Source organism: Butyricimonas synergistica DSM 23225, assembly GCF_000379665.1.
In the GTDB taxonomy this organism is placed as follows: Bacteria; Bacteroidota; Bacteroidia; order Bacteroidales; family Marinifilaceae; genus Butyricimonas; species Butyricimonas synergistica.
Window position 1 is genome coordinate 23562 of the sequence record NZ_KB903371.1, and the last position, 11942, is coordinate 35503.

10 protein-coding genes are annotated in these 11942 nt (G+C 46.2%); 7 read left to right on the forward strand and 3 right to left on the reverse strand.

Annotated features, from left to right (window positions below; translation table 11 throughout):
- The first annotated feature begins 8 nt into the window (after positions 1 to 8).
- Entirely contained in the window at positions 9 to 1220 is a 1212-nt protein-coding gene (locus A3CY_RS0117260; protein WP_018339197.1) for a glycosyltransferase, read from the forward strand.
- On the opposite strand, the gene A3CY_RS0117265 is transcribed toward A3CY_RS0117260, so the two are convergent.
- Positions 1217 to 1870 carry a hypothetical protein gene (locus A3CY_RS0117265; protein ID WP_040372011.1) on the reverse strand — a complete coding sequence of 218 codons (654 nt, stop codon included), beginning with the start codon at positions 1868 to 1870 and terminating at the stop codon, positions 1217 to 1219. The genes A3CY_RS0117260 and A3CY_RS0117265 overlap by 4 nt on opposite strands.
- Before the next feature lie 281 nt (positions 1871 to 2151).
- Between A3CY_RS0117265 and A3CY_RS0117270 the strand changes: the two genes are divergently transcribed.
- Positions 2152 to 2844, forward strand: coding sequence for a hypothetical protein (locus A3CY_RS0117270; RefSeq protein ID WP_018339199.1), 693 nt, complete (start codon positions 2152 to 2154; stop codon positions 2842 to 2844).
- 11 nt (positions 2845 to 2855) lie between these two features.
- On the forward strand, positions 2856 to 3224 hold the full coding sequence (locus A3CY_RS0117275) for an MmcQ/YjbR family DNA-binding protein (protein WP_026207809.1): 369 nt from the start codon (positions 2856 to 2858) through the stop codon (positions 3222 to 3224).
- Positions 3225 to 3524: 300 nt separating this feature from the next.
- Here A3CY_RS0117275 and A3CY_RS0117280 read toward each other — a convergent pair whose 3' ends face one another.
- Positions 3525 to 4118, reverse strand: a complete 594-nt coding sequence (locus A3CY_RS0117280) for a MarC family protein (RefSeq protein WP_018339201.1) — start codon at positions 4116 to 4118, stop codon at positions 3525 to 3527.
- 362 nt (positions 4119 to 4480) lie between these two features.
- Between A3CY_RS0117280 and A3CY_RS0117285 the strand changes: the two genes are divergently transcribed.
- Positions 4481 to 7210: a response regulator gene (locus A3CY_RS0117285; RefSeq protein ID WP_026207810.1), complete on the forward strand. Its 2730-nt coding sequence runs from the start codon at positions 4481 to 4483 to the stop codon at positions 7208 to 7210.
- 77 nt (positions 7211 to 7287) lie between these two features.
- Here the strand turns inward: A3CY_RS0117285 and A3CY_RS0117290 are convergent, their stop codons facing one another.
- Positions 7288 to 8481 (reverse strand): phosphoglycerate kinase, encoded by a 1194-nt coding sequence (locus A3CY_RS0117290; protein WP_018339203.1) that lies wholly within the window; start codon positions 8479 to 8481, stop codon positions 7288 to 7290.
- A gap of 172 nt (positions 8482 to 8653) precedes the next feature.
- Between A3CY_RS0117290 and A3CY_RS0117295 the strand changes: the two genes are divergently transcribed.
- From A3CY_RS0117295 to A3CY_RS0117305, 3 genes are all read left to right on the forward strand, one after another.
- Positions 8654 to 9097, forward strand: a complete 444-nt coding sequence (locus A3CY_RS0117295; RefSeq protein WP_026207811.1) for a nucleoside deaminase — start codon at positions 8654 to 8656, stop codon at positions 9095 to 9097.
- 79 nt (positions 9098 to 9176) lie between these two features.
- The gene (ruvB, locus tag A3CY_RS0117300) at positions 9177 to 10202 is read left to right on the forward strand and encodes a Holliday junction branch migration DNA helicase RuvB (protein WP_018339205.1); all 1026 of its coding nucleotides are present in this window, start codon (positions 9177 to 9179) and stop codon (positions 10200 to 10202) included.
- A 194-nt stretch (positions 10203 to 10396) separates the two neighbouring features.
- Positions 10397 to 11941 carry a sensor histidine kinase gene (locus A3CY_RS0117305; RefSeq protein ID WP_018339206.1) on the forward strand — a complete coding sequence of 515 codons (1545 nt, stop codon included), beginning with the start codon at positions 10397 to 10399 and terminating at the stop codon, positions 11939 to 11941.
- The last annotated feature ends 1 nt before the right edge of the window (position 11942 follow it).

Here is an 11942-nt window from a genome sequence, read left to right on the forward strand (position 1 = left end):
AAGTAACTATGAATATTTTAATAGTCACGCAGCGTTTTTATCCTTACAATCGCATTGCTTCTTTTCGAATCAATTCGTTCGCGAAATATTTTCGCGAGGCAGGCTATTCGGTTACGGTAGTGACAGAAGGTGAGCGTGATGAGGCAGTCAATTGGAATGGTTGTGACGTTCACTATATCAAAGATCCGATAATGACTCAAATGCAGTGTAATAAGTTTGTGAGGGAGAATAAAAAATGGGTACCAAGACGTGCGCTTAGGGCGTTGGAAACGAGAATTTTGTGGGGCGGACCATGTATTTGGCGTGCCAAAGCTTATAAAAAGATAGAGGAATTATTTCAAAAGAATAATTTCGACATCGTATTGAGTTCTTACGGGCCTTTGGCTCCCCACGTGCTCGTTATGAAATTGCTAAAAAGGGGGTACAAATTCTTCTGGATCGCGGATATGCGTGACGAAATGTCAAAACATCCGCTAAATACTAAATTACGCACGTATCGATTCGCCATTTATGAACGTAAGATATTGGCGAAAGCGGATTTGGTTGTGTCCGTGTCGAAACCAATTATTGATGATTTCAAAACGATGTGTTCACACGGCCGGTTTTTGGAAGTGAAAAACGGGTATGATTACGAGGAATACCATGAAGTGAATTTCCAGTCCCAATTCACGATGGGGTATATTGGTAATTTTTATGGTATGGCTGTGCCAGGTAATTTGTTTAATGCATTTTCTGAATTGATCGAGGAGGGAAGGCTTCCTCGGAATAGCCGAATTAAAATTGTCGGGAATTCTTTGAAACTTGATATTCCGGACAAGATCGCATCAAACGTGGTTCAATATGAAGCAGTTCCACATGAAGAGGCCATCAGGATATCCATGACTGAAGTTGATGTTCTCCTGATGGTGCACAAATCCGGTAGGAAAGGCGTGTATTCCGGGAAATTATTTGACTACCTTGCCACGAATAAGCCTATTCTGGCATTATACGATCCCAACGACGTGGTCGCACCTCTGCTTGCCGAAACTAAAGCCGGATTTATCGTAGATGAAGCCGATAAAGAAGGAATCAAGGATATGATGATGAAATGTTATCGGATATGGAAGAATAAGGAGGTGCTTCCGCGAGATTGGGATAAAATAAGACAATACTCGCGTCGCAATCAAATTCAGATCCTTTTAGACTATTTATCCGAGGTGTTTTGTCGCGGAAATAATTAGATAACCGCATATTCGCTCGGGGAGAAGCGGTCCGGGTTCCCGTTGCCGAAGAACAGGTACAGGTGCAGAGGTGTTCCGTCCGGTTGGCCTGCCGCGGGGATTTCCACGGTTACCTCGCCGTCACCGCGGCGCATGCCGGGGCAGGCGATCATTTGCGGGGAACGGGGTTGCGTGTCGTAGAAGTACCCGAGGTACACTTGGTCCGAGGCGCTCGCTTTCGGGCGGTCTGAGTCATTTTCCCAGCGGAGGGTGACGCTCCAGCCATCTCTTGCCACGTCCGTGATCACCGGGGCTTCCAGGGTTCCCATGGAGAAACGGAATGTAGGGAATGCCCACACACCCTCGCCCGGGCGGAGGCATCCGCCGTTCACGGAGTGGAATGCCGAGTCGCTTTTAGCGATCCCCGTGGCCCTTGCCCACGCGCGCCATATGGGCAGTTCCCCGGTAGCACGGCGGTATATTCGCCACATCTTTCGCACCTCGGTGAATTGGCTGGAAGATTTCTCTTCTCCCTCTGTCCTGGATTTCTTGGGTCCTCGTTTGGATTTGCATTTCCGTACTGTTCCCCCGTACAAGTAAAACGTGACGCCGTCCATTTTCAAGGGACCGTTAGTAAGTAAAGCGGCGAGTAATGATGAGTTCCTATCCATAACCAATATGATTTAAGTATTAATTCCGAATTAATTCCGGTGCAATAGTACTTAAAATATTTTAATTATGCAATAGCTACTCTTTATGAACGCTATTTATTATAGGGTTCATATAGGGTTCATATAGGGTTCCTATAGGGTTCGTATAGCGTTCATGACGGAATTCATACCGGATTGATACGGAATTATAATTGAATTAATGTATGTAATTGTCTTATCTTATTATGGTTTTGGTAAAAAAATTGTATATTTGGCAAGTGAAACATTAAAATAGATAGGGTATGGCAGAATTTGTGAACCCGATAGGAAAAATACGGGGGAAATACGGGAACGTGATCGGTTACGTGAGGGAAAACGGGAAGAATTGTTGCAAAAGTGCCGGGTTGAAGCGTAAGCCGAACGGGGAGGTACAGAAACGGCAGTCTATCGCTTTCGGCGCGACGGCAGAAAGAAAACGATGGCTGATGGTCGCTATCCGGTTGGGATTTCCCGGGGGGAACGGTTACCCGAAAGGATTCAACGGGTTCGTGAGCGCGAACGTGATGAATGCCGTGAGCGTGGAAAAGATAGACCCGGAAGCACCGGTTAACCCGCGCAAAAAAGCCGGGCGGGAATTCAGGGGAAGCATTGATTACCGGAAATTGCGGGTAGCTGCCGGGCAGTTGGTGCCGCCGTCGGTTAGTACCGAGGTGGACGCGGAGAGCCGGAAGGTGCGTTTTGCTTCCCCGGGTGTGCAACTCGAGTCGATCGATTGTTTTTTGGATGATAAAATTTATGGTGTGGTGGCTGGCACGCGGGGTAAGCGTTGCCGCGTGGTGGAATTAGGTACGCGGGGCGAGGCGATTGATACGAGCGTGGATTTCCCGAGAAATGTCGAGGCGGACGAGATTGTCGTTTACGTGTTCGCCGCGAGTGCTGACGGGAAGGATGTTTCCGATTCAGTGTGTTTGCACGTGTCGTCGGATGAAATTTGACGGTTTATAAAATGAATATTGAAGAATTTAGAGAATATTGCCTTTCGCTGAAAGGGGTGCATGAGAAAATGCCTTTCCCGAATGTTGCAGACAGGTATAGCCGGGATGTATTGTGTTTTTACGTGGCGGACAAGTGGTTTTGCTTCGTGAATATCGAGGTATTCGATTTTTGTTGCATCAAGTGTGATCCCATGGAATCGGGAGAGCTGCGGGATCAATACGCTGGGATTACTCCCGGTTGGCACATGAACAAGAAGTATTGGATTAGTGTCTATTTCAACCAAGACGTTTCGGACTATAAGATACGGGAACTTGTGAAGAAATCTTACGATATTGTTGTAAAGGGGCTTACGAAGAAGGAACGGGAATTGTTAGGGTGAATATTTCCTTTGGAAGTTAATTGTTTTTCTTTATTTTGGACATTCCCGCGGTGTTTGGTTTTATGATTTGCGGGGTACCGAAATAGGTGATGGAGGATACTCCGGTTGGCTCGGTGCTGAGTTCTTGTATCACGTGGATGTTGATATGTGAGGTTCGACTTCGACATTTGCCGTTGTGCTTTTCTATTAAAATATAGAATCGGACTCTTTTTCTCCGATTTTTACATTAAATAATGTTAAATTAAACATTTCTTCTGCGGAGAGGGAAATCGTGTCGCGGGGGAAGGGATCCTGGGAGGGTTACTGTAATGACTCTAATAGAATGTTCAAGTTGGAAGTGAAAATCTTCACGGACATGGCGAGCAGGATGATACCAAAGAATTTCCGCAAGATGTAGACACCGCCTTTCCCGAGAATCCGCTCGACCAGATAGACGTTGCGCAGGACAACGTAAACGACCGTCATGTTTAGGATAATGGCAATGATGATGCTGAATACGCTGCATTCGGCTTTGAGGGTGAGCGTGGTGGCTAATGCCCCGGCTCCCGCGATAAGAGGGAAAATGACGGGGACGATGGTGGCGGAACCTTCGGGACCGTCGTTGCGGAATATTTCGATATTGAATGTCATTTCAATGGCGAGGACAAAAAGCACCAGTGCCCCGGCGAGGGCAAAGGAGTATATATCTATGTTGAATAGTCTTAGCAGTCCGTCACCGGCGAACAGGAAAGCTATGAATATGAGAAGAGATATTCCAGCCGCTTTGCCGGCATAGACTTTTTTCCCCGCATTGTTAAGCCCGATGATGATGGGGGTGGAACCCGTGATGTCGATCACGGCGAAAAGTACCATGAAGGCGGTGAATATTTCTTTTATATTAATGCTGAAATCCATTTTTGAATTGTGTTATAATAAAACTTGCAGGTTACAAATGCAGAGGTCAATCATTTATGAAACGGACAATGAAAGACAGCCATTTGTAAGTCTGCAAATTTACGATTAATTTTTATAATTCCCATATCTCGGCATCGGACGGTACGTGTATCCGTTTTTTCCTGTAATCCTGTTTCATGTAGAGGGGCGGGGTGCGTGAAAGGTACGCTAGACAAAAAAACTTCAATATAGGAGATATTGTTGGCTTGAAAATTTCTGGAATCACCTTTTTTATTATACTTTTGTCAAATGCACCCTGGCGTAGGGTAAGAAGATGTATGAACATTTCGACACGTCATGTGCCGACGTAAATGAGGAACACAATGAAAAAAAGCGAAATGTCTTCTCGTGAAGACTATAAAAAGTCTTTTGAGGATGAAGTAACCGAATTGATGCAAGGACAACTCTTGTTCTCGGAAAGCATATATACCAGTCTGCCGATGGGTGTTGAAATCTATGATGCCGCGGGTCTTTTACGCGGAATCAATGACCATGCCTTACAGATGTATGGTGTTGATGACCGGAATGCAGTGGTGGGTACGGTTAATCTTTTCAATAGTCCTTATTGTGACGAGGAGCTGAGGGGGAAAATTCAGAGAGGAGAGGATATTATATTAGAGTTCGAGTACGACTTCGATCGGATCAATGGTGATGCCTATTTTGAGTCCCACAACCAAAATTCCATTATCTATGAGGCGAAAGTTGTACCGATACGAAATAAGGAGAAAATGATTGTCGGGCACATCTTGCTTACTAATGATGTGACTCCCATGAAGGAGGCGGAATTTCGCACGGAGGAGAGCAAGAAGAATCTGGAAATGGCGATGGATACCGCTAATATGTCTTCATGGGTGTATGACACGTACAAGAAAACGTTCCACACGTTGTATGGAAGTGCTGTCGTGAAGGATGGCTTGACGTTGGAGCCGTTGTTGGAGGCGTTACACCAGCAGGACAGGGAGCCTTTGGTACAGATTTTTACTCGATTGATAAATAAAGAGATTTCGCAGGGGCAGATCACCGTGCGTTTTTATAACGAGGAGGAGAAGCAGTATCGCTATTACGATAGCCGGATGAGGTTGTCTTCCGAGCATTTGGGAAAATTACTGATTATTGGGACACAAATGGACGTGACGGAGAAGGTGCAGATGGCGAAAAAAACACAGGATTTGATAGTGAAGCGCGAGCTGGCGATGCAGTTCAATAGTATCGTGCATTGGGATTTTGACGTGCGGAACCAAACTTTCGAGTCTTATAACGATCCGATTAACGATTATGCCAGTGACCGGCTGGTGAAGATTTCGGAGTACATGGATGTCATCCATCCCGACGATCGTTCCATTTCACACGATGCGATACAGTCGATGTTGTCGGGTAAAGATATAACAGTCGATTTTACTTGCCGGATGCGAACCAAGCACGACGAGGGGTGGCAGTATTGCAATATCACGGGTGTTCCCTTTGAACGGGACGAGGGTGGGAATATCATCCGTTTCACGGGATTCCGGCAAAATATCTCGAAACTTCACCAGTTGAACGAGGAGGTGAAGGAGAGAAATTACAAGATGGAGCTTACTTTCAAAACGGTCGGGATGTCTTATTGGGATTTTGACGTGGAAACAAGACAATTCCGGGCGTTCAATGATCCGGTAAATGATTTCCATCCCGAAAAGCCAATCACTCCCGAGGAGTACCTGAAGTCTTCCCACCCGGATGATTTGAATTGTGTCCGTGAAAATCTGGGGCATATGCTTCAAGGGGTAGATAAGGATTTTAATTTTAAATATCGTTCCAAAACGAAATGGGATAAGGATTGGCAGACCTTGTTGGTTACCGGGGTCCAGATCGAGAGGGACAAGAGGGGGCGTGTGATCCGTTATACCGGGATCAAATTCAATAACACGGAATGGGAAAACGTGACGCGGGAGTTGAAGGAGTTGAAGGATAAAGCGGAGCTTTCCGATCGGTTGAAGTCGGCTTTTCTTGCTAATATGAGCCACGAGATACGCACCCCGCTGAATGCCATCGTGGGGTTCTCCGAGTTGATGATTGGTTCGGATGATCCGGCGGAGAAAGAGGAATACATGAGTGTTATCCAGTCCAACAATGAATTGCTGTTGCGGTTGATTAACGACATCTTGGATCTTTCCAAGATAGAATCGGGTATTCTCGAACGCAAAAGGGAGAGATTCAACCTGGCGAAAGTGCGTGGCGAATTGTACATGATGATCCAGCAGAAGATCACGAATCCCAATATCGAATTTATTTTGGATGATTCCGCCCCGGAGTGCTGGGTGTTGCTGGATCGAAACCGGCTCAAACAGGTGTGGGTGAATTTCCTCACCAACGCCGTGAAATGTACGAGATCCGGGTATATAAAAACGGGATATTCTCTTGAAAAAGGAGGGGTGCGGGTGTATGTCGAGGATTCCGGGGTCGGAGTCCCGAAGGAGTTGCAAGATCGATTGTTTGGCCGCTTCCAGAAGCTGAACGATTTCGCGCAGGGGACGGGATTGGGATTGGCTATTTCCAAGGCGATTATTGAAGCGGCAGGAGGAGAGGTTGGATGTGAGTCTACTGTTGGCGTCGGGTCAACTTTTTGGGCATGGGTTCCTTGTGAGATTTCCATGCAAGAGGATGGAGAACCCGTTGTTCCCCCGGAGCCTTTAAGGCAGCCTTCGCCCTTGAGCCGATTGGAAGGGAAAGATTTGAAGATTTTGATAGCCGAAGATAACGATAGCAACTATTTGTTGGTTCAGCAAATTCTGAAGAATTATGATGTTACGCGGGTACTGAACGGAGCCGAGGCGGTGCAGGCAGTCCGTGATGGAAATTTCGATCTTGTCCTGATGGATATGAAGATGCCGGTTATGGGAGGCTTGGAGGCGACTCGGAGAATCCGGGAATTTGACCCGGAAATGCCGATCGTTGCCCTTACGGCTAACGCATTTGACTCGGATAGGACTCTTGCCCTAGAAGCCGGATGTAATGCATTTTTAACGAAACCTTTAAAGAAAAGCGAATTGCTGGAATTGTTCGCTATGAAACGATAGGGCGTTGAAATGAAAAGATAAAAGCTAAAAACTAAAAGGAGTTCAACTTTTAGTTTTTAGCTTTTAATTTTTAGTTTTTATTTTCCTCGTATTGCCGTGATTCCCGGTAATTCTTTCCCTTCGATGTATTCAAGTAAGGCGCCTCCTCCGGTGGATACGTAACTTACTTTGTCGGCGAGTCCGAATTGGTTGATGGCAGCCACGGAGTCGCCTCCGCCGATGAGCGAGAAGGCGCCTTTGGCGGTTGCTTTCACGATGGCATCGGCAATCGCTTTTGTGCCCACTGCAAATTTAGGCATCTCGAAAACTCCCACGGGACCATTCCAAAGGATGGTCTTGGATTCCTCGATGATTTTCGAGAATGCGGCGATGCTTTCCGGACCTACATCCAAACCTTCCCATCCGTCGGGTATTTCCATGGAGGGTACGATGCGGGTGTTTGCGTCGTTGCTGAAAGCGTCGGCAGCCACGGTGTCTGTTGCGAACACGAGGTTCACGCCTTTTTCTTTGGCAATTTTTATGATGTCAAGAGCCAAGTCGAGTTTGTCGTCTTCGCAAATGGAGTTGCCGACGTGTCCGCCTTGGGCTTTTTTGAATGTATAAGTCATTCCTCCGCCGAGGATAAGATTGTCCACCTTGTCCATCAAGTTCATGATAATCTCGATCTTGGAAGAAACTTTGGAACCTCCCATGATGGCTGTGAACGGGCGGACGGGGTTGTGCATCACTTTGTCTACGCTTTCTAGTTCGCCCTGCATCACGTAACCGAATATTTTGTCATTCGGGAAGAATTTAGCGATAACGGCAGTAGAAGCGTGGGCACGGTGTGCGGTACCAAACGCATCATTGATCCACACGTCGCCGAGGGAAGCTAATTTTTGGGCGAAACCCTCGTCGCCTTTCTCTTCTTCTTTGTAGAAACGGAGGTTCTCGAGTAGAAGTACTTCGCCGGGTTTCAAGGCGGCGGCTTGTTCCTTGGCACTTTCGCCGATACAGTCATCTGCGAATTTCACGGGAGTGCCTAACAGTTCTTCCAGGTGCTTCCGGATATGATTTAGTGAAAATTTATCTTCGGGTCCATTTTTCGGGCGTCCGAGGTGTGACATCAAGATGACGGAACCTCCGTCTGCCAGCACTTTCTTGATCGTGGGGATGGCTGCCCGCATACGGGTGTCGTCGGTGATCTCGAATTTGTCATTTAACGGCACGTTGAAGTCTACGCGGATAAGAGCCCGCTTGTTTTTAAAGTTGTAATTATCAATTGTCTGCATAGCAATTGTTTTTTAATGAATAAAATGACTTAATTGACAGATAAAGGTAAGTATAAATTCATATTAAAATAAAAAAACAGTGGCGAAAATTTGCATCGCTCACGGAAAATACGGATTTTTACTCCCTGTATATAGTGGTACGGATTTGCAATTGAAAAAGTTAGCATGGCAAATGATAGATAAGCACGAGATATTTATGCGTAAGGCTTTAGAGGAGGCTCGCCTAGCAGAAGAGGAAGGAGAAATCCCCGTGGGGGCGGTGGTGGTATGCAAAGATCGTGTGATCGCACGAGCGCATAACCAAACAGAGCGATTGAATGACGTGACTGCGCATGCCGAGATGCTGGCGATTACCTCGGCGACTTCCACGCTGGGAGGGAAATACTTGAATGACTGCACGCTCTACGTGACGTTGGAGCCTTGCGTGATGTGTGGCGGGGCGTTGGCATGGGCGCAGTTGGGGGAATTGGTTTACGGGGCTGCCGACCCGCACCGGGGATATGACCGGCTTACCCCTGCCGTGTTGCACCCGAAAACGAAAGTGACGGGGGGCGTGCTGGAAGCAGAATGTGGCGAATTGGTGAAGGCATTTTTCGCTAAGAAAAGGGAACGGTAAGGCTGATTTTTAATTGTTTTATTGTACATTTACCAATTGAATTTGCGATAGACAGATGGATTAAAAATAGATTTAGTACATGGGAAGTTTTGATATAAGAAACGGGAATGTGCCTGATAGCGAGAAGGAGGTGGAAAAAGCCTTGCGACCTTTGAGTTTTGGCGATTTTCAAGGACAAAAGAAGATCGTGGAGAATTTGGAGATTTTCGTGCAGGCGGCAAAGATGCGGGGGGAGTCTCTGGACCATGTCTTGTTGCATGGACCTCCCGGATTGGGGAAGACAACGTTGTCGGCGATCATCGCCAACGAGTTGGGCGTGGGAATAAAAATCACTTCCGGTCCGGTGTTGGATAAGCCGGGAGATTTGGCGGGGTTACTGACCAATTTGGAACCGAATGATGTGTTGTTTATTGATGAAATCCATCGGTTAAGCCCGATCGTGGAAGAGTACTTGTACTCGGCAATGGAAGATTTCAAGATAGACATCATGATTGACAAGGGACCTGCCGCACGTTCCGTGCAAATTCAATTGAGTCCGTTCACGCTGATCGGGGCGACTACCCGCAGCGGATTGTTGACGGCACCGTTGCGGGCACGATTCGGAATCAATAGCCATTTGGAGTATTATGACCTGGATGTGTTGACGGGAATCGTGGAACGTTCTGCCGCGATATTGAAAACGAAAATAACCAGCCAAGCATCCAAGGAGATCGCTTCCCGTAGCCGCGGAACGCCTCGTATCGCGAATGCCCTGTTGCGGAGGGTGCGTGATTTTGCCATGGTGAAGGGGAACGGGGTGGTGGACCACGAGATCACGACTTATGCGTTGGAGGCGTTGAATATCGATAAATTCGGATTGGATGATATGGATAACAAGATATTGTTGACGATTATCGATAAGTTCAAGGGTGGTCCCGTGGGATTGACCACGATCGCCACGGCGGTGAGTGAAGACCCGGGGACTCTGGAGGAAGTGTACGAACCTTTTCTGATTAAAGAGGGATTTTTGAAGCGAACCCCGAGGGGACGGGAAGTGACAGATTTGGCTTATAAGCATTTGAGAAAAGACAGGAGAAAGGACGACTGGCAACCCTCGCTTTTTTAAAGCGGGAAATATATAAGTTATTGAACTATTGAATGGTTTAGAGCTTTTACGAACGTTAAATATTAATCCGGGGAGAGAGGATGGCGTTTTAGTCCGGTTTTCGTGGAAAAATATTAGAACGTCAGATAGTTATAGTTTAGTTAAATTTTGCTAAGCATACCAATTGTTAAAATTGAATTGTTAAATTTGCGTGTATGAGAAAACAACAGATCATCATATTAGGGATTGTGTTTGGCATTTCTTTGCTGGGATTAGTTATCTTGCAGGCGAGTTATTTCCAGACGGCTTACGATGTGAAAAGGGAGCAATTCTTTTTCACCGTGAATCGGGCTATGGATAAGATCGTCGATTATATCCGCCAGAAAGAAGAGTCGGGGAGAATTGTGCAAGACCAGAATCTGTTGGAAGCGAAAAAACGGGGAATAGCGATAAACGCACCTATGTATATAGACCCGAAACGCCCGATCCCGTCGAAGAATGACCGTGCCTTGATGCTAGGGGCGACGCTGGCGTCGGTAGATGACAATTCGGACGTGCAGGACGTGAGCGAGTTCATGGGGAGTAAGTTCAAGGAAGATAATCTGGCGACCTCTATTTCTAAATTGCAGCAGGCGATCAAAGAACGCACGGGAGAGAATTATAAGTTCGTGCCCGAGGGAAGGGAAGACAGGCACCTGATTGAGGGACGGGTGGATTTGGATAACTTGTATGGTTTTATCGGCAACACGTTAAAGGACGCGGGTGTTAGTTCCCGTTTCGAGTTCGGTATCAAGGAAGAAGGGAAATTTATTTTGAGTTCCAGAGATTTCTTGAACCAAACGTCTAATGATCTCACTTTTAATCGGCAAATATTCCCGGGCGAGGGTAATTCTGCCATATTATATTTGAAGTTCCCTGATGCATCTTCCGATACTTCCGGTTCGATTTGGATGGTATTGCCGGGATTGATTATCACGGTGATGATTGTTTTCTGTGCCGTTTTCTGCCTAATTGTCATTGTGCGACAGAAGAAATTGTCCGTGATCAAGAATGATTTCATCAATAATATGACACACGAGTTCAAAACGCCTATTGCAACGATTTCTTTGGCAGCCCAAATGTTGAAAGATGGTGCGGTGACGAATACGCCGGAATCGGTAGACCGGGTGGCAACGATCATTCGGGACGAGAGTAAACGCTTGACTTTCCAGGTGGAACGTGTGTTGCAAACCGCTTTGTTTACGGAAACCCGGATGAAGTTGAAACTGAAGAATATTAATATGAATCAGTTGATCGAGGATTTGTTGCCTAAATTTAGTTTGCGCGTGGAAGACAAAGGCGGGAAGTTCTCGGCTTACCTTGAGGCAGAGCAAGATGAAGTGCTTGCTGATGAGGTACATATAACTAACGTAATCTCTAATTTGGTGGATAATGCTATAAAATATTGCGTAAAATCACCAGAAATAACCATTTATACTCGTAATAAAGATAAAGAAATTGTAATAAGTGTGATCGATAATGGCATAGGAATTGCTAAGAAAGATCAGAAGCTAATCTTCGAACGATTCTATCGGGTGTCCACGGGAAATTTGCATGATGTGAAAGGTTTCGGCTTGGGACTGTCATACGTGAAAAAAATCGTTGAGGCTCACGGTGGAAGGATTGACGTGGAAAGCTCCTTGGATAAAGGTAGCTGTTTTGACATTATTTTACCATTAACTGTGAAAAAGCAAAAGATAAAGAGAACTTTATTTTTCTAAT

Bases quoted from the DNA above. Each gene is read 5' to 3' on its own strand.
- A3CY_RS0117290 (WP_018339203.1), bottom strand. From the start codon at position 8,481: ATGCAGACAATTGATAATTACAACTTTAAAAACAAGCGGGCTCTTATC.
- A3CY_RS0117265 (WP_040372011.1), bottom strand. From the start codon at position 1,870: ATGGATAGGAACTCATCATTACTCGCCGCTTTACTTACTAACGGTCCC.
- A3CY_RS0117285 (WP_026207810.1), top strand. From the start codon at position 4,481: ATGAAAAAAAGCGAAATGTCTTCTCGTGAAGACTATAAAAAGTCTTTT.
- A3CY_RS0117260 (WP_018339197.1), top strand. From the start codon at position 9: ATGAATATTTTAATAGTCACGCAGCGTTTTTATCCTTACAATCGCATT.
- ruvB (WP_018339205.1), top strand. From the start codon at position 9,177: ATGGGAAGTTTTGATATAAGAAACGGGAATGTGCCTGATAGCGAGAAG.
- A3CY_RS0117280 (WP_018339201.1), bottom strand. From the start codon at position 4,118: ATGGATTTCAGCATTAATATAAAAGAAATATTCACCGCCTTCATGGTA.
- A3CY_RS0117295 (WP_026207811.1), top strand. From the start codon at position 8,654: ATGATAGATAAGCACGAGATATTTATGCGTAAGGCTTTAGAGGAGGCT.
- A3CY_RS0117270 (WP_018339199.1), top strand. From the start codon at position 2,152: ATGGCAGAATTTGTGAACCCGATAGGAAAAATACGGGGGAAATACGGG.
- A3CY_RS0117305 (WP_018339206.1), top strand. From the start codon at position 10,397: ATGAGAAAACAACAGATCATCATATTAGGGATTGTGTTTGGCATTTCT.
- A3CY_RS0117275 (WP_026207809.1), top strand. From the start codon at position 2,856: ATGAATATTGAAGAATTTAGAGAATATTGCCTTTCGCTGAAAGGGGTG.